Source organism: Gimesia sp., assembly GCF_040219335.1.
In the GTDB taxonomy this organism is placed as follows: Bacteria; Planctomycetota; Planctomycetia; order Planctomycetales; family Planctomycetaceae; genus Gimesia.
Window position 1 is genome coordinate 539,330 of sequence record NZ_JAVJSQ010000029.1, and the last position, 21,487, is coordinate 560,816.

Here is a 21,487-nt window from a genome sequence, read left to right on the forward strand (position 1 = left end):
TCAGAATTTCTTGAGTGCGTACTGAGCACCGCGGTAGGCGGACAGGTTACGCATGCCGGTATTCAGTGACTGCTGGAAGTTCTGCGTAGCGGTTGCTGTCTCGCCAGCCAGCAGGGCCTTCTGACCAATGAAATAGTGAGCTTCACAGGTTTGTGCCTTGGCGCGTTGCGGGTCCTTCTGGTCAATGGATTTAAGCAGGTCTGCTTCGGTCACGCCGCCCATCAGGTATGCGGTGAGCATGTCGACCGAGTCGCGCGCTTCGGGTTTTTCGGCGAGGACTGTCTGGAATTTTGCGTCCGCCTCTGCCTTCTGGTTGTTGCGGACCATGGCTAGATAGACCCAGGGGTTAAGCACCTTCATCTGGTCCTGTGCCAGTTGGGTGGCCTGATTGAACTGGGTCAGGGCTTCATCGTAATTCTGGTTGAAGAAGTAGGAGAAACCCAGGTCGGAGTGCAGTGCAGGGTTCTGAGGGTCGAGTTGCACGGCGCGGGTCTGGTCCTGGATGGCTTCGGCAATTTTCCCTTGCAGCAGGCGGGCTTCCCCACGCATTCCCAGTACAAAGGGCTGCTCAGGGGCGATCGAGAGGGACTTATTCAGGTCCGCTTCTGCAGTGTCGGGTTTGCCCCCTTCCAGGTAGGCGAAGCCGCGGTTGGTGATGGCGTGGTGATAGTTGGGGTCGAGCTGGATTGCCCGGGAGAAGTCATTGATTGCCTCCTGGAGCTTTCCCTGCTGCTGGTAGAACATCGCCCGGTTGTTGTAGACCACGGGGGAATTGGGTTGTTTTTCGATGACCTGGTTAAAGCTGGCCAGTGCCTGGTCGTTTTCACCAGCCAGGGCGTAAGCGTCGGGCAGCGCGAGCAGGGCGGCGAAATGGTTTGGCGAGAGTTTGATGGTTTCTGAGAAGTCCTGTGCCGCTTCGCGGGGCTTGTTCAGAGGAAGATAAATCATGCCCCGCTGATAATGGAAGTTGGCGCGTTCCTCTGTGCTCAGGTTGGGGCGAGCCAGGATCTGGTTGGCCACATTCAGTGCTGTCTCCGCATGGCTTTTCTTGTTTTCCATGACAGCCAGGTTCATCATGCCGTACAGGTAGGGCAGGTAGTAATTGACATTCTGGTTCTGGCTGTAGCGAATGGCTTCACGGGCATCACTGACGCCTTCCCGGATCGTCTGGGTATTTCCCTGCTCCCGGCCTGATTCCACGCGGGCACTGGCACGCAGGTAGTAGGCGACATGGTCGTCGGGCTTCTGCTGCAGAACCTGTGAGGCGAGCTGGACGGACTTGTTGTAGTCTCCCTGCTGCTGGGCCTGGTCGGCCTGCATTTTCAGTTGGGAGAATGGATCATTGGTGGTGGCGGTTGGTTGGGCTGCCGCGGCGAGGGGAAGCCCCAGGCAGAGGATCAGTGCAGGCAGTAAGCGAGCCATGGGTGAGTTGTCCTTATTGAATTTCAGGCTTGATATTCAGATACTACAAACCCGGATCCGCAGAAAAAGGGTCGACGAATCCGGGAGTTCTCCTATGATACTATGATAGTTTGACGTTTTGATGGAGATCAATTTCCGGTCATCGCCGGGATTTCGGAAAAATGAGCGTATGGCGTCCCTGATCCGGTATTCGGGAATTGTATCTGTCTGATCTGGCCGATTGAACACTGATTCGCTGACTTTCTGGTAAGCAGAAGCGCTGAAGTTAAGTCGTTGTGAAATAGTTGCCTGCGGTGCTTGACATCTGAACGCGCGAAGATTAATTTCTGAGAGTAGAGCATTAACCATGGTGCTCTATGCGCAATGGTTTTGCATACTGATGTTCAGTAGGCATTGTGTTTGCAAGGGGTGACATGCCAGTTTGGCTGTTTGTTTCTTTGTGATGAATCGGCATTCGTAAACTCGAATGGAGTCCTCTCATATGTAGGCTGGTTGGAACTCGAGCATTTGCTCACCAATCCGATTGTCGCGTTTGCTGCATTAAAAATGCCAGACGCGGCTATGCCTGGCTACCGTTTCTGCGGTGGTACGGGTAGTCATAAAGTGGGCATGTTCCCGCTTTTTTTTGTTAATGGCCTGGCCATAAAGCAGTTGAGTCCTCAGGACTCAGTTGATAATAGATAGAAATATGACCGACAGTGGTCTTGTTTGAGTAGTTTTCGAGTCAGTTGGATTATCAACTGTCGAATGAAGGAAACACATTATGGACGGTAAGGAAGTTCTCCGAATTGTTGATGCGATTCAACGCGATAAGAGCATCGATAAAGAGATCGTGTTCAGCGGGATTGAGCAGGCGATCCTGTCAGCAGCCCGCCGACACTTTGGGGATGATCAGGAATTGACGGTCGACATCGATCGTGAATCAGGGGAGCCAACCGTCTATTGCAATCAGGAACAGCTGGCACAGGACATTCTGGGGGAAATCCTGGGACGTGTGGCAGCCCAGACGGCTAAGCAGGTGATGATTCAGAAAATCCGTGAAGCAGAACGCGATACGGTGTTTGATGAATACATGGAGATGCAGTACCAGTCCGTGTCCGGGACAGTGTCCCGCGTGGAAGGTGGTGCGGTGCTGATTAACCTGGGGAAAATCGAAGGTATTCTGCCGCGTGGCGAGCAGATACCCGGAGAATCATTCCGTGTAAATGACCGTGTGCGGGCGATTGTCTTGGATGTCCGCAAGGCGGGCAGTCGAGTGAAAGTGATTCTTTCGCGAACTCATCCCGACATGGTGCGTCGTCTGTTTGAACTGGAAATTCCGGAAGTGGCCGATCGGATCATTGATGTTCGGTCGCTGGCACGCGAAGCGGGTTATCGCTCAAAGGTCGCCGTCTCCTGTATCGACAGCAGCATTGACTGTGTTGGTGCCTGTGTGGGGATGCGTGGTGCCCGGATTAAAAATATTGTTGATGAACTGGCGGGCGAACGCATTGATATCGTCCGCTGGAACGATTCACTGCAGGTACTGGTGCCTAATTCACTGCAACCTGCAGAAGTAGAAGACGTGATTCTCTGCCCGATGCTGGGCCGAGTGATCGTGCTGGTGCGAGATGATCAGTTGCCTCTGGCCATTGGCCGCAAGGGGCAAAATGTGCGTCTGGCATCGAAACTGGTTGGCTGGGACATTGAAGTCATGACTCAGACCGAACTGGATGAACAGCTTGATAAAACCGTGGAAGCCTTTTCCTCGATTCCGGGAGTCTCTGAAGAGCTGGCTGAAAGCCTGGTCTCTCAGGGCTTCTTCAGTTACTACGATCTGTCAGTGATTGAGCCGGATCAGCTGGCTGAACTGGGCGGTCTGACCGCCGAGCAGTGCGAGCAGATTGTCGAGGTTGCCGATCGTGAAAGCGAGCGGGTGGAAGCGGAAGAAGAAGCAATGAAACACGCGCAGCAGAAGCAGCCGGCAGCACAGGCACCGGCTGCACCAGCTCCGGGACTGTCAGATGTGGCAGCTGCCTCGGAGTCGGAAGAAGCAACTGCGCCTGTTGTTGAAGAGAATGCAGCAGAGACTGAAACTGCTGAGTCTGAAGAAACTGCATCCGAGTCGGAACCGATAGAGGAGCCGGCGGTCGCAGAAACTCAGACAGAAGAAACGACCGATTCTGAAGATGTGTCGAGTTCCACGGAAGAGCCTTTGCAGGTGGAAAGCGAAACAGAAGAATCGACAGAAAAGCAGGAATAAATCGTTTTATTACGAGTAAGTGTCAAGAGGCGCATGCCTCAACAGGCAGGGTGTCTGGGCTGATAAGGCCCGCAGGCAGATTGCCGATTTGTTCACGGGAGAAGGGCTGTTGAAGATTCGTATTTTTGCTCTTGCAAAAGAGTTGGGAATGGACAGCAAGGTGCTGATCGATGAATGTAACAAGGCGGGGGTGAAGCTCAAAAACTCCGCTTTGGCCAGCATCACGCCCGAGGAGCGCGATATCGTGATCGATTACCTCCAGAAGCAGGATCAGCCTGCTGAAGGAGCCAGTGATCAGACCGAACAGGCTGCGATGGCCCCCCAAAGGGAGCCTCAGAAGATGCGGACGATCAAGGCGATGACCTCGCGTCCTCAGCCATCCCGATCCTCTCAGAAAGCACGCACCGAAGAAGAGAAGCCGGAAATAGAAGAGGAAGTGTCTTCCGCTGATGTTGAGCAGACGGAAGACGCGGCTGAAGCAGCAGTTGCTGAGCAGACTGCTTCGGAAACAGATCTTCCTTCTCAAGAGGTTTCAGAGCCTGCAGCTACCGAAGAACAGGCAGAAGAAACTCCGAAACCCAAAGATGAAACTAAACCTGAAACCGATCAGGGAATGAGCCGTGAAGATTATGTTCCGGCAGGGGGCGCGCCGACCTCCAGTATCCGCGAGATGAAACCGATTGGTTCGCCGCGGTCTTCCAAACCCCAGTCCAAATCGAAGAAAAATACTGCATTACCTTCCGTTGCTGCTCCACCGGCCTACAAACAGCCCGTGATTCCCAAGCAGAAGAAAAAAGAAGAGAAGGCGCAGAAGCCTGAGGTGCGTTTGACAGCAGATATCCTGGAACAAAAAAGTCCTCTGGCAGCACATCTGGCTCAGCATTCAGAGCAGAAGAAACGCGACAAAGATCGCGACGTGCAGGACGATGATTCGAAACAGCGTCGGGGCAGTCTGAGCCTGGTTGAGGCTCGAAAACAGCGTCGCGAGCAACGTAAAGAAGGGCGCAGAGGTTTTAATACCGAAGGTGGCGAACAGCAGGACGTCGTCGGTCGTCGGCCTCGCCGGTCCAGGCGTAAGCATGATTCTTCCAATATCGTTCACAAGACAGAGGCTGAAGTGGAACTGCCAATGACAGTGCGGAGTCTCTCGGAAGCGATGGGACGTCCGGCAAAAACAATCATGTCGATCATGTTCAAAGAATTCGGTGAGATGGTCACCATCAATCAGATCATCGAAGAGGACACTGCTCTGGCCGTCGCCATGGAACTGGGCGTGGATCTGACCTTCAAGAAGCAGAAAGGTGCTCTGGAACTGGTTGAGGAGATCGTGGAGCAGGAAGATGCTCCCGAAGATCTCGTGACACGTCCTCCGATCATCACCGTACTCGGCCACGTGGACCATGGTAAGACGACTCTGGTTGATACCTTGCGTAATTCCAAGGTTGTGGAAGGTGAAGCCGGTGGGATTACCCAGCACATCGCCGCTTACCAGGTTGAATATAATGGCCATAAACTGACGTTTGTTGATACTCCTGGTCACGCGGCATTCAGTGAAATGCGATCCCGTGGGGCTAACGTAACCGATATGGTTGTCCTGGTTGTTGCTGCAGACGACGGTGTGATGCCTCAGACTGCAGAAAGTATCAGCCATGTGAAAGCCTCGGAAGTTCCGATGGTCGTGGCGATGAATAAAATTGACCTGCCGGACATCAACGAACAGAAAGTGCTGCAGGAGCTGACAGCACAGAACGTATTGCCCGCCGAGTGGGGTGGTGAGACAGAAGTCGTGCGTGTCTCCGCGCTCCAGGGGACCGGCCTGGATAACCTGCTGGAAACCCTGCTGCTGACCGCTGAACTGCATGAACTCAAAGCCAATCCGAATCGACCGGCTGTTGGGGTCTGTCTGGAAGGTTTCCGCGATGAAGGTCGTGGTTCGGTCGCCTGGCTGATCGTACAGAAGGGAACCCTGCGGATCGGCGATGCGGTGATCTGCGGTAAATCCTATGGTTATATCCGTGCGATGTATGATGACCAGGATCAGCAGATTGAAGAGGCTCCACCATCTACTCCCATTAAGGTCACAGGTCTGGATTCAGTGCCTGGTGCCGGTGACCACTTTGTGGTTGTGGGCGATATCGAGCAGGCCCGCGAACTGGCTGAAGAACGTCGTCACGAAGGACGAACCGATGTTCTGTCGCGTCATAGCGGCGGACCTCGAACTCTGGATGACATTCTGGGGTCTGCCCGTGAGGGTGCTATCCAGGATCTGCCGCTGATTATCAAGGCTGATACGCCAGGTTCACTCGAAGCGATTCGCAGCGAAATCAACAAGTTTGAGCATCCGGAAGTTCGGGTTAAAATTCTGCACGAAGGTATTGGTGGTGTGAACGAGAGTGATGTCTATCTCGCAACCGCCTCCAATGCGATTATCATCGCTTTCCATGTGGTTGCTGAAGACCGGGCAATGAGCCTGGCAACCCAGGAAGATGTCGAGATCCGTCGCTACAGCATCATCTATGAAGTTGTGGATGATATCCGGGCTGCACTGGAAGGCCTGCTGCGTCCTGAACTGGTACAGGAACAGACAGGTCGGGCACTCGTACTGCAGACATTCTCGATCAGCCGCTTCGGAAAGATTGCCGGTTGTCGGATTCTCAATGGAACCATCAACCGCAATGACCGGGTACATTTGATCCGCGATCAGAAAATTCTGAATCAGTATCCGATTGCGTCGCTGAAACGCGAGAAAGATGATGTCAAGGAGGTTCGTGAAGGCATGGAGTGCGGTATTCTCTTATCCGGTTTCAATGACATTAAAGAGGGAGACCTGCTGGAAGCATTCCGGATTAACGAAGTCAAACGAACTCTGGATTCGAGCTCATAAGCAGCTGTGATCAGACAGGGAATGCAGGCGAGAACTGAATGACATCACGTCGACTAGCAAAAATCGCTCAGGCGATAAAGGAAACGGTAAGTACAACGGTCCTGTTTCAACTGCGCGATCCTCGGATCCGCAATGTGACAGTACTACACGTTGAAGTTGCACCCGATGTGCAGTCAGCCAAGGTCTATATTTCGATCATGGGGGATGAGCGGACAAAAGCACTCTGTATGCATGGACTGGAGTCGGCCCGCGGGTTCATCCAGTCTAAAATTGCAGATCGCATTCAGACCCGCTACACACCGGTGATCAAGTTTGTCCAGGACACTGCCGTCAAAGATACCATGGATACGCTTCGTATTCTGGATGAGTTACAACACGAGAGAGAACAGGAAGAGGCAACACAGCATCTTTCTTCTGAAGAAGATGGTCCTCTTGAAGAGGCACCACCGGAAGATTGAGGGACAGAGTTGATGTGAGTAAGCACAGACGCTGTTTTCATATTCATTCCTTTTGAAATAACTCAAATATTACGCAGACAGATATGGTTGCTAAAAAAATATCGACGTCGGATAAACAGGCGATTTGCAAAAAGTTGATGACGCTCCTGAAGAAGCGGTATTCAGCGACATTACCCAAATACGACCGTCCTGTCCTGGAAACGATTCTGCACGGCATCTGTCTTGAGAATACAACGAATGAGCTGGCAGATCAGGTGCTGGAAGATCTGCTCGACGGGTTTCATGATCTGAACGAGATTCGGGTCAGCACCATTTCCGAACTGGAACCGGTCTTTGATTCAGTGGGTGATGCTGAGTGGCGTTCGTATCGAATCCGCTCGGTACTGCAGTATGTCTTCGATAAAGAATTCTGTTTTGACCTGGAAGGGATGCGTAAGAAGACCCTGGAACAGGCTCAGAAACAGTTGACCCGCATGAAGGCTCTGACGCCATTTGTGCTGAATCACACGTTACAGGTGGTGCTGGGCAGTCACCTGGTTCCGGCAGATGAGAAGATCCTGAATGCCAGCAAATGGCTGGGCCTGCTGCCTGCCGATGAGAGCATTGAGACTGCCAGTGACAGCCTGAAATCAACTGCGCGGAAATCAGATGCTCCTCTGTTGAGTCACCTGCTGCGTTGTCTGGCCACCGATGAAGAACTGCAGGCCGATTTTAATCTGGATAAAAATCCGCTGCCCGAGGATGGCGTGGATCTGATGGAAGCCCCCAGTCGGCTGGAAGATCTGTTTGCCAATCCGCTGTCGAAGCAGAAAAAGAAGACAGTGAAGAAAAAGAAGGCTGCTGTCAAAGGCAAGAAGGCGGTCACCAAAGTCAAAAAGAAGGTTCCAGCCAAAAAGACCAAGTCTGTTAAAAAGGCAGTGAAGAAAACGGCTGCCAAGTCCTCAGCGACGAAAAAGTCCACCAAAAAGAAGGTGCCGAAGAAATCTTCGTCGACTAAAAAATAGAGCTGCTTTACTCTGACGCTTTTCAGTTTCTGCTGTTTTGTACCGCTGCCGCTTCCCTTCTTCACATGGGCGGTATGCGTATTCTTTTAGAGTCCCAGCTGAAAAAACGGGATTCCGGCAAAAGCAGGCTTGGAGAAGATAGTGAAAACGCGTTACAATGGATGCACGCATTGATTGTATCTGCTGATGCTACCACTGTTTTCCACAGCCCGAATCGGGGCTGTCTGTGGCGTTTCCTGTAGCTGATCCGGTTGGGCTGACTGCTGTCCGACGATCACCGGTTGGGGGAATACGCTCAAGCGTAAATGAAATCTCTGTTTTTAATGGAGTTCAAATTATGAGTCGGTCTATCAAAATGCCAGTCTGTGGCTGGCTGTTCCTGCCCGCCGTTTTGCTTCTTCTCATTCCAGGGGCGCTTGCGGCAGAGATGCCCGGGAAGAAGGGAGATGAGCCAGCTCAAAAGCAGACCTCGCCTAAAGTGATCACTCTGGAAGAGGGAATAGCGGATGATGTGACGCTCCCCTTTGTGCCTGCCAAACCTCGTTCGAAGACCGAGCAGAAAAAGATTGATTCCGCCGCCTGGTATATGACGGGACGGATGCGCGAAGCACGCAACGATTTCGTCGGGGCGTATGAAGCATATAAGCTGGCGATGGAAGACAATCCGAATTCACTCGAAATTTATCGGGTACTGATTCGTCTGGCCTCTGGACTGGATAAGACTGACGAAGCCATTCAATATGCCCAGAAAGCCGTCGAACTCGATCCGGGTGATTATGAGCTGATGCGGAAACTCGGTCTGCATATGGCTGGTCAGGGCCGTTTTGAGGAAGCGGTCAACTTTCTGGAGAAAGCTTCTGAGTCTCCCGCGATCGATAAGAAGTCTGGCGTCTACGTCATAATCAAACACGATCAGGCCAATCTGTATGAGCGGCTGGGAAAACAGGAAGAAGCGGCCCAGTGCTGGGAAGTGGTATTTAAGGCGCTGACCAGGCCGGATGATTATACGTTCGAATTCAATACCCGGGCTCAACTGGAAGCCAAGCAGGGCAAGCTCTTCGAGCGGATCGGTCAGTCATTTCTGGAGACCGATCGTCTGAAACTGGCTGTGGAAGCCTTTAACAAGGCAGCGGAATCACAGAAGGGGCGTCCCGGGATTCTCAAGTATCACCTGGCGCAGGTTTACTATCGTTCAAAACAATATCAGCAGGCACTCGACTCACTGCAGTCCTATTTCGATGAGCAGTTGCAATCGAAAGGGCGCAAGGCTTATGAGTTCCTCGGAGAAATTCTGGTGGCTTTGAATCAGTCAGACGAGCTGATTCCCCGTCTGGAAAAACTGGCTGAAAAAGACAAGTACAACCGAACCCTGCACTATTACCTGGCTGAGCAGTATGGAGAAGCCGGACGATTCGATGACGCCGAAAAGACTTACAAGACATCAATCGGAGAATCATCAGACATCGAGGGGCTGGCAGGTCTCTTGAGGCTTTATGAAAAGAATCAGAAATACGAACAACTGATTACAACCCTCTCTGAAATCGTGCAGTCCGGTGAAGGGATCCGTAAAATTCAGCCGGATCTGCAGCGGATGTCTGAGGATAAAAAGCTTGTAAACGCGCTGGTCGCTGAAGCACAAAAGCAGAAAAAGAAAGATCCGCCGGGAGTTGACGTCTTTTCGGCATTCATCATTGCGAAACTGGCTGCCGAAGCGGGCGACAACAAGGCTGCTGGAGAATTTTACGAGTACGCCATTGATGCAGCAGGGAAACACGCCAAACCCCAGATCCGTGGTAACTGGACGCTGTTGATTCTGCAAGAGTACAGCACTTTACTGCGCGAAGAAGGGAAGTACGGCGAACTGTCTGACCTGTTGCGGAAAGCGGTAGAGAATCCTTTGCTGGCACCGCAGCGAATTAACCTGATGTCGTTTCTGGCTGACGCACTGGAGCGGAATGGAGAGACTGAAGCGGCCCTCAAAGTCAACGAGGAAGCACGCCAGGCTGCTCCGCGGTTTCCGATGCTCGACTACCAGCATGCCTGGATCTACTACCATGCACATGACTGGGATAACGCAATCGAGCAGATTCAGAGCTTCATCAAAAAATATCCTCAGCAGCAAGACCGGATCTATGAGGTCAAGATGATGCTTTCGAACAGTTATGTTCAGAAGGGGGACATCGCCAAAGGTGAGAAAGTGCTCGAGGAGATGCTGGCAGAAGATCCGAGCAGTCCCTCGATCAACAACGATCTGGGATATCTCTATGCAGACCAGGGAAAGAACCTGGAGAAGGCGGAAAAGATGATCCGGATTGCTTTGAAGTCGGAACCAGACAACATGGCTTACCTCGACAGTATGGGCTGGGTGCTGTTCAAGCTGAAGAAGTACGAAGAGGCCGTGGGATATCTGGAAAAGGCCAGCAAACTTCCCGGAGGGGGAGACAGTACGATCCTGGATCATTTGGCAGATTGCTACCATAAGCTGAATAAGAACGAGCAGGCTGCTGAACTCTGGAAAAAAGCTCTGGAAGCAGCCCGGAAAGCAACTCCGCCTGACACCAAACTGATTGATCAGATCCAGCAAAAACTGAGTCAGTGATCGATTTCAATCCCCCGTGAGTTTTTGTACTATTGGCGCAAATCCATTCCATACTGCGTGATTTCCGCGCGGTCATCTTCCACCTATTTTGAGTTAAGCGAAATACATCCATGGCAGGTCATTCACACTGGGCTAATATCGCCGCCAAGAAAGGGGTGGTAGATAAAAAGCGAGGGAAACTCTTTGGCAAATTAAGTCGCGCTATCATCGTGGCTGCTCAGCATGGGGGTGGGGATCCGGTAATGAACCTGGCCCTGCGTTATGCGATCGATAAAGCCCGCAAGGCCAGTATGCCTAAGGAGAACATCGACCGGGCTGTCAAAAAAGGCTGCGGCGAACTCTCCGGAGAGAATTTTGAAGAACTGGTTTATGAAGGCTATGGTTCAGCCGGTGTCGCCGTGCTGTGTGATATTCTGACTGAGAACCGCAACCGGACGGCAGGGGAAGTTCGAAAAATCTTCGAAGTGCACGGCGGTAATCTGGGCAGCACTGGTTGTGTTGCCTGGATGTTTGAGCGGAAGGGACTGTTTCTGGTTCCCTGTGAAAACGTGGAAGAGGATGAGTTGTTCGAAATCGCCCTGGAAGCGGGCGCCGATGACGTTAAAGCAAATGGCGATGTCTACGAGGTGACCTGCAGTGTGGAAGCATTCCAGCAGGTGGCAGATGAATTCGAACAGAAACAGATTCCCACCAATCTGGCAGAAATTTCACGGATTCCCGAGACAACTGTAGACTTGGACGTGGAAGATGGTAAAAAAGTGCTCAAACTGATGGAAGCACTGGAAGACCATGATGATGTGCAGAGCGTCACAGCGAACTTCAACATTCCAGATGAAATCATGGCCGAGGTCATGGCCGAATAGCTGACAACATTGACAACCTGATTTTGAGGGGGACAGCGGCTTGACGATTGAATTTAGTTGCTCACACTGTGACAAAGTTCTCAAAACTTCAGACGACAAAGCCGGCCGCAGAGCAAAATGTCCCCAGTGCGGCGAAGCGGTGACCGTACCGGCGCCGACAGCAGATGTCAGTGCTGACGATGGCTTTGGTGAATTTGACGCCCCCGTCCCGGAGGAGTCCAGCTTTCTGGGAGAGCAGACGGTCAGCGAGGAACAGAGTTTTCTCGCCGGTGGTCAGCAGGTTTGCCCGATGTGTGGTGAATCGGTCCCTGCAGGCGCTGCGAAATGTGACTACTGCGGCGAGACCCTGAAAGCAACGACTGGCTCTGGTCGAGGTGGATGGGAGCCCCGGATCTTCAGCATCAATGACACATTCTCCCGTGCCTGGGAGCTTTATAAAGCCAATCTCGGAATGGTCATTGCCATTCCTCTGGTCGCCGGCAGTATTTATTTTGTGGCTTCCATGGTCATCGGAATTTTCATGCAGATCGTTCAGAATGCGGTTCTGCAGGGAGGAGGACGCGGAGAAGGGACCTTGGTGGCAATTGCAGTCCTGGCGCTCATGCAGAATTTCATGACCTACTGTGTCATGTTTTATTTTCAGCTGGGAGGGCAGAGGGTCTTCCTCCAACTGGCCCGCGGAGAGAACCCTGAATTCAATGAACTCTTCAGTGGAGGTCCGTTTCTGGGGCGGATGATTCTTTGCAGTATCATTTACGGACTGGTAGTCACGCTGGGATTCATCGCTTTGATCATTCCCGGAATCATTCTGTTGCTGATGTTCTGGCCTTACTCGTTTATCCTGATCGATCGGGATCTGCCGGGGATTGAGTCATTCAAAAAGGCAAAAGAAGTCATGGCCGGCAACAAGTTGAATTTCCTCGGGCTATCCATTTTAAGCTTCCTGATCGTAGCGGTCGGGGGGCTTGTGACTTTGTTCGTCGGTTTGATCTTGATTGTCCCCTTCACTTACATGCTTCAAACGGTCGCCTACGCCGAAATGACTAACCAGTAATTGATGGTTGCTTAAACGCCGCGAAATCATCAGAGAAAGTCCTGATTCGTTGACGATTGAGTTTGAGTGCCCGTTTTGCCAGAAAGTATTGTCTGCTCCTGACGATAAGGCGGGAAGCCTGGCACGATGTCCTCAGTGCACTGAAACAATTTCCGTTCCGCGTCCCGATGACTCTTTGGCTGCTGACGTCTACGACGATTTCTTCGAGGAACCACCCCTCCGGCAGCCTGCCACTGAGACTGTGGAATGCCCCATGTGCGGGGCTGTGAACCTCAAATCCGATGACGCGTGTACCGATTGTGGAGAGATCCTTAGCCGGAAATCAGTAACAACAGACGAGTATCAGTCAATCAAAGTCGGGCAGGTTCTGGACCGTTCCTGGCAGTTGTTCTGGGAGTATCCGGGCCTTTGTCTCCTTGGTCCTCTACTGGCCAATATTCTGTTTGCCTGCTTTGCTGGGCTGCTCCTGGGAGTGTTTCTTCTGGTCTGTATGGGGATGCAGTCGGTGCTGCCGGAAGGTCCTCTGATGGTGTTGTGCGTGGTATTAGTGGGGCTGATCCTGGTTATTGTGACGTTCTATGGTGCCGCTTACTGTGAGCTGGGAAAAGTGCTCCTGTTTCTGAAAGTGGCGCGGGATCATCAGCCCGTCATGGGGGACTTGTTCGCGGGCAGACCTTTTGTCGGCCGGATGGTTCTCTGTACAATCCTGTTTCAGGGACTCATCTTCTTTGCCAATCTGATATTTGCATTGCTGGGGTATGTACTGGCGCTGATGTTCTGGCCTTATCCTTATCTGCTGGTAGACCGAAACCTACCCGGGGTCGATGCTTTCGGCAAGTCGGTTGATGTCACCAAGGGAAATCTGCTGACATTGTTTCTGATATTTCTTTCGCTATTTGGGCTGGTTCTGCTGGGTGTCGCAGCATTATTTGGGATCTCGTTTCTGCTGGTGTATTCGCTCGAACTACCATTTGAGGCAGTGCTGGGAGGAGCCATTCTGCTGAGCCTTCCGGCGATGGTCTTCTTTTACTCTTATGTATTACTGGTCAAAGCGGTAGCCTACGCGCAGATTACACACTCACCGTGAACTTTTTCGACCTGTGAGCTGTCAGAATTCTCCAGAGCCTGCCTGTCTGGGTTTTACGTCAGGGGAGTCTGTCTGCTATGATACCAGCCGATTTGCAGAGGCCGTGGGGCCTCCGGATGATATACATAAGGTCCTGGTCGAAACTATGGTTCGTGAGCCTGTAATTAGAGGGGAAGACGAGCCGGAAGATGATTTTTCCGGCAGTGGCGGGGGCTGGAATTCCGGCTATCTGGCCGATGATCCTGAATACGATGACGAACTCAGGCCCCAGCGCTTAAGTGAAGTGGTCGGTCAGCGACAGGTCGTGGAACGCCTGGAGGTCTTCCTGGATGCGACCCGAAAGCGGAATGAGCCGCTGGGGCACCTGCTGCTGGATGGTCCGCCTGGTCTGGGAAAGACGACCCTGGCGTCCGTATTGCCTCGCGAACTGGGAACCGAACTGCAGATCACGTCTGGTCCTGCACTCAGTGCTCCCAAAGACCTGCTGCCTTACCTGACGAATGCCAGCCACGGTTCGTTCCTGTTTATCGATGAAATTCACCGAATGCCGGCGACTGTGGAAGAATTTATTTATCCGGCCATGGAAGATTTTCGGGTCGATATCACCCTGGGTGAAGGATTGAATGCCCGGACGGTGAATATGAAACTGCAGAAGTTCACCGTTATTGGGGCAACGACACGGAGCGGTATGCTGACCGCGCCGCTGCGGGATCGCTTTGTCCGCCGCGAGCACCTCGATTTTTATGAAGACCAGGATCTGATCGAAATTGTGCGGCGGAATGCCCGCAAACTCAGAACACCGATTACCGACGATGCTGCTTTTGAAATTGCCCGCCGTAGCCGAGGCACCCCACGTAAGGCAAATAACCTGTTACGCTGGGCGCGGGACTTTGCGACGAGCAAGGCAGATGGTAATATTACCGATGAAGTCGTCAAGCAGGCATTTGACATGCTGGAAATCGATCAGATCGGTCTGGAACGCCAGGATCGTCGGTACCTCGAGACTCTGATCAAGACATTTTCCGGCGGGCCTGCAGGAGTCCAGGCGCTGGGACACAGTCTGAATATCCCGGCTGATACGCTGGAAGATGAAGTCGAGCCGTTTCTACTGCGTTCCGGTTTCATTCAGCGTTCTCCCCGCGGGCGAATCGTCACGATGGCGGCATTGGAGCATTTGAAGCTCAATCCCCCTGATGCGGGTCCCCTGTTTCGATAAGTTAGCACGCCTGGCGTCTCTGAACTGCAAAGAAGAACCATGAGTTACTCTGTCACGTATGATTATGATGTCGTTGTTGTCGGTGCCGGCCACGCCGGTTGCGAAGCGGCTCTGGCTGCAGCCCGGTTAGGGGCGAAAACGGCTCTGTTAACCATGAACTGCGACACCGTCGGTCAGATGAGCTGTAACCCCGCCATTGGTGGAGTTGCCAAGGGACAGATCGTGCGAGAGATCGATGCGCTGGGTGGCGAAATGGGGCGGGTGATCGATGAGACCGGGATCCAGTTTCGGATGCTGAATCTTTCCAAGGGACCGGCGATGCATAGTCCCCGGGCTCAGGCTGATAAAAAGGCTTACCAGTTCTGTATGAAGTGGAAGGTCGAGCAGCAGGACAATCTAGCGTTACGCCAGGAGATGGTCAAAAGTCTGATTGTGGAACAGGATCAGGTTACCGGAGTGCTGGTACACGGCGATGCCTGTTATCGAGCGCAAGCCGTAATCCTGACGACGGGAACTTTTTTGCAGGCGATTATGCATACCGGTGAAGCGAAAACCAAAGGGGGGCGCGCCGGAGAAGGGACCACGGGAACCCTGTCTGACAGCCTGGCCCAGCTTGGCTTTGAACTGCAGCGATTCAAAACAGGAACTCCCGCCCGTCTGAATGGAAGGACCATTGATTTCTCTGTACTGGAAGAACAGCCCGGTGATGAAGCACCGCAGCCGTTCTCTTATCTGACAGAGAAGCTGACACAGCCGCAGATGCCCTGCTATCTGACTGAAACCAACGACTACGTGCATCAGTTGATCAACGAGAATCTGCACCGCGCGCCCATGTATTCGGGGCAGATCAATTCGACTGGGCCGCGTTATTGTCCATCGATCGAAGATAAGGTCGTCCGGTTCGCGGAGCGGAATTCTCATCAGATCTTTCTGGAGCCAGAAGGACGTTACACCAACGAATATTACTGTAATGGGATCTCCACCAGTCTGCCTCGTGATGTGCAGGATAAGATGATTCATTCGATTCGGGGACTGGAGCAGACCGAGATTATGCGCTACGGCTACGCAGTCGAATATGACTTCGCGACCCCGACGCAGCTCAAGCCGACGCTGGAGACGAAACGGGTTTCCGGTCTCTACTTCGCTGGTCAGTTGAATGGAACGACTGGTTATGAAGAGGCAGCCGGGCAGGGGCTGCTGGCCGGTTTGAATGCAGCTTTGAAGCTGGCTGGTAAAGAAGACCTGATTCTGGATCGGAACCAGGCCTACCTGGGTGTGCTGATTGATGATCTGGTGACAAAAGGCGTCGATGAGCCTTACAGAATGTTTACTTCAAGGGCCGAGTTTCGACTGCTACTCAGACAGGATAACGCAGACCGCCGGATGACACCGCTGGGACGGAAAGTAGGCTCGGTCGATGATGAACGCTGGCAGAAGTACCAGGCGTATGAAGCCGAGATTGACCAGGTCAAACAGTTCATTCAGGGAACCCGTTACCAGGGGAACACGCTGGAGGAATGGCTGCGTCGACAGGACACAGGCTGGGAAGAAATCTGTGAAATTGCTCCGGCCCTCAAAGAGATGCCGCTTTCGGAGAGAGCCATCAAACAGACGCTGATTGAGGTCCAATACGCTGGTTATATCCGTCGTCAGACTGCAGAAATCGAAAAGCAGAAGAACGTAGAGACACTGCACATACCTGACCATATTGACTATCAGCTGGTCCCCAACCTGAGAAATGAGGCCAAAGAGAAGCTGAGTCGTGTCAAGCCGCGTAACATTGGACAGGCAGGAAGGATCAGTGGAGTGACTCCCGCCGATCTGACGGTTCTGGTGCTGTATCTCAATAGCAGCAGCCGCCTGGCGACCTGAAATTTTCCGTTCTGGAAGAATATTTCTCATAACTCATTGTGAATGTGTCAGTTCTGTGCTGCGCACTGTTTAACTGTCTGATTAAATGGTCGTTGAAATAGTACGATTTCAGCCTGCCCGACTTTCTCTAAGTTCATGTTTTGTACATGTTTATTTCAATAAATTGGTCAACCGAGCGAATGCGTGTTGACCAAATCGTCAGAATAGATACAATCGGAATTATTGATAATACTGGTAAAGTCAAGCGGTATTGAAAGTTTTGGCGTTTGGATCCATGTGGGATACCTGTGACGTCTGGCCAATCAGTAGCGTTTGGCAAGTGACGGGCCACAGAACTGCACCTTGGAGGATGCGGTTTTTTATCGCTTTACCTGAATTCAGTTGACTGGATTCAAGTGAATAGATAAGAGGCTGATTATGGAGATGTCAGTTTCAGGCAGGTTGATCAGTGAACGGGTCACTGTGGCACCTGCGCAGGGGCTCGGTTATTGCATGTCGTAATAACCTTACAGCGCTTGGTCTTTCCCGCTCAACAGGGTCGGGTCTTCAAAGGATGGATGAGCAATATGAAAACGGTCTTTACCACAGGCGAAGCCGCAAAGATTTGCAAAGTGAGTCAACAAACGATTATTCGCTGTTTTGATTCTGGCCAATTAAAGGGATTTCGGGTACCCGGTTCTCGTTTTCGACGTATTCCGCGTGATGTTCTGTTCAAGTTCATGAAGGACAACGGAATTCCCACTGATGCCCTGGAAAGTGGGAAGCGCAAAGCTTTAATTGTGGACGACGACGAAGAGTTGGTAGAGTTGATTCGCGACGTTCTGGAAGCCGATTCACGCTTCGAAATTCGTGTTGCGAACAACGGCTTCGATGCAGGGATGATGGTAAAAGAATATCATCCGGACATCATTATTCTGGATGTGATGCTGCCCGATATTAATGGTAAAGAAGTCTGTCAGCGGGTTCGCAGTGATTCATCCATGGACGATGTGAAAATTATCTGTATCAGTGGTATGGTCGAAGCAGACAAGATTGATGATCTGAAAGCAGCCGGCGCCAACGACTTCATGCAGAAGCCGTTTGAAGTTGAGCAACTGGCAGATCGGGTCTGCACACTATTGAACCTGGAGTCTGTTCACACTGCCTGAACCAGGGCGGTCATCGGTTTCATGACGATCGGAAAACGTCCGGTCGTCGTGGAGACTGCTGCAGGGAGTGTCAGATGTCGAGCGAGACCGGTGGCGTAGAGACTCACTTACCGGCTGTCATTTATCGACGTCTCTGGTCATTGATCCCCACGCGCTCACTGGGATCGACCATTTGTGAACTCGCTTCAGTCTGGTGTGAAGCAACAGGTTCCGCTGCCGTTTATCTGGGGGTACTGAAGTCAGCGCCCTCTCAGTTTTCGGCTGCTGTGCTCCATGCTTCAGAGCAGGAAGCCTCTTGTGTGCAGCGTGAGATTGTTCCCGTACTTCCCGGGACTTCCCGCGAAGAACAACTGTACGCCTTGATGAATGAGGCTCATGCTTTTGCCGAGATTTCGGATCAACCTGCACGCGCTTATTATCAGGCCTGTCATCGGGAGACGATGCTGGGCCTGTTTCTATTTACTCCCAGTATGAGAGACGGGTTTGATCTTCTGGTTTCTGAATTGCTGGATGTGAGTCAGCGTCTATTGAGTCAGGCCTTGCTACAGGGAGAATCTGGTTCAGGGCAGGCGGCTTCCACACCGGAATGGATTCTCCCCGATGCTGATAAGCTGGAAGCGATGGCGGAATTTGCCGCCGGGGCCGGACACGAAATCAATAACCCCGTAGCGACCATCGTCGGGCGGGTGCAGATGCTGCTCAAATCAGAGACTGACCCCGAACGTCGGCAGGCCCTGTCGACAATTGGCGGACAGGCTTACCGGGTCAGGGATATGATTGGTGATGCGATGTTGTTCGCACGTCCGCCTGCTCCCCGACCCGAAGCATTGTCGCTCTCACAAACGATTGACGACGTGCTCACAAGTCTGCAGGAAGAAATCAAACAAGGGGGAGTACAGCTTGAGGTCAACGTTGCTGAGTCGCTTTCTTTGCACGCAGATGAGATACAATGGAAAGTCGTGTTGAGCAATCTGCTGTTGAACAGTCTACAGGCGATGGAAGCAGGTGGGCAGATCAAGATCAGTGCGTCCCCGCTTGAGACGGAGTCAGGGCCATTCATTCACTTGAGGGTCATCGATGAAGGGGCGGGTCTGACAGAGGAAGAGCGCATCCACCTGTTTGATCCATTTTACTCGGCTCGACAGGCGGGACGAGGGCTCGGGTTTGGTTTGTCCAAGTGCTGGCGGATTGCCACGCAGCACGGTGCTACGATTGCTGCAGAACCCAACTCCGATCGCGGGGTGACCTTCCATCTTTACTGGCCCGCTGAGAAGCCAATTAACTCGGTAGCTTAGCCAGTTTCACATCTGCCGGCGGTGATTGCGCAGCGATCAGGCGTTTCTGGAAATCCTCGCTTGCGGTTCGGATGATGATCCGTTTCAATATGTTTTCACGAGAAATGGAACGTCTGATCTGACGCGGACAGGCTCTGTCCCAATCTTAGAATCACTCAGCAGCCTGAGGGACGATGGCGGCGACTCATTCACTTCTGATTATTATCACCAGCCTGCTGGGGCAGACCGCACCGATTGCGGAGGTGCCACTCAAACAGGAGCCGGCACGCTACCAGATTGAAGCCCCCAATGTGGCTGTGATCGACATTCCGGTGAGCAAGGTCACAATCCGGGCGCTTAATCTGGATGGTAGTCTGGATACCGATTTTTCAGAGCATCCTCAGAAAGTTGTCGGTCTCGAGCTCTGGGTCCATGAAGTCGACACGGCACTGCCGCCTTTTAAAAATGGAGTATTGGAGCTTAAAACGGATCTCGCTGAGAATCGAAAGGTCTACATTACCAGTGATGTGATCCGTGTGGATCCAGACCAGCGCCGGTCAGGAGCTGTGGAAGTTTATCGAATTTCCAAATGGCTGAGCCTGTTACCTCCTTTGATTGCGGTGATACTGGCGATCTGGTTTCGGAATATCATCCTCGCTTTGCTGGTCAGTATCTGGGTGGGAGCTGTGATCTTAGCGCATGGAAACCTGTTTCTGGGATTTGTGCATACGCTGGACACGTTCGTGATCCATGAGATTGTCGAGCCAGGCAGTACCAGTTATTCCCACATGATGATCATCATGTTTACGATGTTCCTGGGAGCGATGGTCGGTGTGATGTCCGCAGGGGGCGGTACGGCTGCTCTGGTCAATCGTCTCTCCCGCTATGCATCAAAGCGAGAGCACAGCCAGGTTATGACCTGGTTTCTGGGGTTGATTATCTTTTTTGATGACTACGCGAATTCGTTGCTGGTCGGCAGTTCAATGCGACCATTTACCGATCGGATGAAAGTCTCGCGGGAAAAGCTGGCTTTCCTGGTCGACTCAACCGCGGCACCCGTTTCAGGAATTGCGATTATTTCCACCTGGGTTGGTGTCGAGATCGGATACATCGCAGATACCTACGCAAGTCTGGGGATGACCGGGGACTACTATACGACCTTCTTATACAGTCTGCCTTACCGGTTCTATCCGTTACAGTTGCTGGCATTTGTCTGGCTGGTGGCTTACATCGGAAATGATTTTGGGCCGATGTTAAAAGCAGAAACACGGGCGATCGCTTATGGACAGTTGGTTCGTCCCGGGCGGTTTAACGTGACGGAAGTAGAGGGACACGCAGAAAGTGGCGAGCTCGCGAGACGCCAGTTGTTGCGGAATGCACTGGTCCCCCTGGTGGTATTACTGGGGCTCGCGATGATCGGACTCTGGTGGACAGGGACGATCGAGATTAACCGACTCAATCTGGAACGGGAACAGATGGGGCAGGCAGAACTCAAAGTCAATTTTCAAAATGTCCTTGAGCATTCTTCTCCCAACCGCGTACTGTTGATTACTTCTTTTCTGGCTTCGATTGCAGCGGTCGTGAGTTGCAGTCTTTCCAAATCGCTTCCGTTGAGTGAATGCGTAGAGGCCTGGGCGAACGGGGCCAAGAGTATGTTCCTGGCGATCCTGATTCTGGTACTGGCCTGGTCCGTAGCGACCGTTTGTGATCAGCAGCACCTGAATACTGCCGGTGTGCTGGTGGAACTGCTTTCTGAAAAACTGTCTCCCAACTGGATGCCGACGATTACATTTCTGCTGGCAGCCGTCGTCAGTTTTGCAACCGGCAGTTCCTGGTCCACCATGGGCCTGTTGATGCCTTTGTCGATCTCGTTGACGTACAGTCTGCTGGTGCCACTGAATGAAGCCGATCCGAATCATCATCTGATGCTGGGAACAATCGGTGGTGTGCTGGCTGGCGCTATTTTTGGCGATCACTGTTCTCCCATCTCCGATACGACGGTTCTGTCGTCGGCAGCATCAGGTTCTGACCATCTCGATCACGTGTTGACCCAGATCCCTTACGCTTTGACAGTCGCGGGAGTCTCGGTGCTCTTCGGGTACCTGCCGGTGGGCTTCGGATTTCAGCCTTATATCCTGTTGCCGGTCGGTCTGGTGGTGCTGTTCCTGATTCTGTTCTTCTATGGCCGATCCGCGGAGACCGAGGCGAAGGCCCTGCTGGAAGCGGGGGTGACGGCTGAGGAGTTTAACAGCAGGGATAACGGATCTGAGGAAGAAACGGAGAGCGCAGGTGAATCGGATCAGACGGATTCCGATTCTGAGGACCCCTCCGAGTCCCCGGAAGAGTCGCGAGAAGAGGTCTGAA

Annotated in this window: 14 protein-coding genes; 13 read left to right on the forward strand and 1 reads right to left on the reverse strand. The window is 52.5% G+C overall.

Going from position 1 to position 21,487, the window contains the following annotated elements:
* The gene (locus tag RID21_RS23970) at nt 1-1,422 is read right to left on the reverse strand and encodes a tetratricopeptide repeat protein (protein WP_350193307.1); all 1,422 of its coding nucleotides are present in this window, start codon (nt 1,420-1,422) and stop codon (nt 1-3) included.
* A gap of 763 nt (nt 1,423-2,185) precedes the next feature.
* Between RID21_RS23970 and nusA the strand changes: the two genes are divergently transcribed.
* The 13 genes from nusA to RID21_RS24035 all read left to right on the forward strand — a co-directional run bounded on the left by nusA (nt 2,186) and on the right by RID21_RS24035 (nt 21,486).
* On the forward strand, nt 2,186-3,664 hold the full coding sequence (nusA, locus tag RID21_RS23975; protein WP_350193309.1) for a transcription termination factor NusA: 1,479 nt from the start codon (nt 2,186-2,188) through the stop codon (nt 3,662-3,664).
* 19 nt (nt 3,665-3,683) lie between these two features.
* A complete protein-coding gene (gene infB / locus RID21_RS23980; protein ID WP_502892628.1) occupies nt 3,684-6,548 on the forward strand; it encodes a translation initiation factor IF-2 in 2,865 nt (954 codons plus the stop codon).
* A 38-nt stretch (nt 6,549-6,586) separates the two neighbouring features.
* Complete coding sequence (gene rbfA, locus RID21_RS23985) at nt 6,587-7,006, forward strand: 30S ribosome-binding factor RbfA (protein WP_350193313.1); 420 nt, start codon at nt 6,587-6,589, stop codon at nt 7,004-7,006.
* 137 nt (nt 7,007-7,143) lie between these two features.
* Entirely contained in the window at nt 7,144-8,010 is an 867-nt protein-coding gene (locus tag RID21_RS23990) for a hypothetical protein (RefSeq protein ID WP_350193315.1), read from the forward strand.
* A gap of 337 nt (nt 8,011-8,347) precedes the next feature.
* Nucleotides 8,348-10,609, forward strand: a complete 2,262-nt coding sequence (locus RID21_RS23995) for a tetratricopeptide repeat protein (protein ID WP_350193317.1) — start codon at nt 8,348-8,350, stop codon at nt 10,607-10,609.
* Between the two features lie 110 nt (nt 10,610-10,719).
* Nucleotides 10,720-11,472 (forward strand): YebC/PmpR family DNA-binding transcriptional regulator, encoded by a 753-nt coding sequence (locus RID21_RS24000; protein ID WP_145037486.1) that lies wholly within the window; start codon nt 10,720-10,722, stop codon nt 11,470-11,472.
* A gap of 40 nt (nt 11,473-11,512) precedes the next feature.
* On the forward strand, nt 11,513-12,526 hold the full coding sequence (locus RID21_RS24005; RefSeq protein ID WP_350193319.1) for a zinc ribbon domain-containing protein: 1,014 nt from the start codon (nt 11,513-11,515) through the stop codon (nt 12,524-12,526).
* A 265-nt stretch (nt 12,527-12,791) separates the two neighbouring features.
* On the forward strand, nt 12,792-13,613 hold the full coding sequence (locus RID21_RS24010; RefSeq protein WP_350193321.1) for a hypothetical protein: 822 nt from the start codon (nt 12,792-12,794) through the stop codon (nt 13,611-13,613).
* A gap of 145 nt (nt 13,614-13,758) precedes the next feature.
* On the forward strand, nt 13,759-14,829 hold the full coding sequence (ruvB, locus tag RID21_RS24015; RefSeq protein ID WP_350193323.1) for a Holliday junction branch migration DNA helicase RuvB: 1,071 nt from the start codon (nt 13,759-13,761) through the stop codon (nt 14,827-14,829).
* A gap of 39 nt (nt 14,830-14,868) precedes the next feature.
* Nucleotides 14,869-16,701 carry a tRNA uridine-5-carboxymethylaminomethyl(34) synthesis enzyme MnmG gene (gene mnmG / locus RID21_RS24020; protein WP_350193325.1) on the forward strand — a complete coding sequence of 611 codons (1,833 nt, stop codon included), beginning with the start codon at nt 14,869-14,871 and terminating at the stop codon, nt 16,699-16,701.
* 566 nt (nt 16,702-17,267) lie between these two features.
* The gene (locus tag RID21_RS24025; protein WP_145037498.1) at nt 17,268-17,849 is read left to right on the forward strand and encodes a response regulator; all 582 of its coding nucleotides are present in this window, start codon (nt 17,268-17,270) and stop codon (nt 17,847-17,849) included.
* Between the two features lie 74 nt (nt 17,850-17,923).
* Nucleotides 17,924-19,144 carry a sensor histidine kinase gene (locus tag RID21_RS24030; RefSeq protein WP_350193327.1) on the forward strand — a complete coding sequence of 407 codons (1,221 nt, stop codon included), beginning with the start codon at nt 17,924-17,926 and terminating at the stop codon, nt 19,142-19,144.
* 173 nt (nt 19,145-19,317) lie between these two features.
* Complete coding sequence (locus tag RID21_RS24035; RefSeq protein ID WP_350193329.1) at nt 19,318-21,486, forward strand: Na+/H+ antiporter NhaC family protein; 2,169 nt, start codon at nt 19,318-19,320, stop codon at nt 21,484-21,486.
* The last annotated feature ends 1 nt before the right edge of the window (nt 21,487 follow it).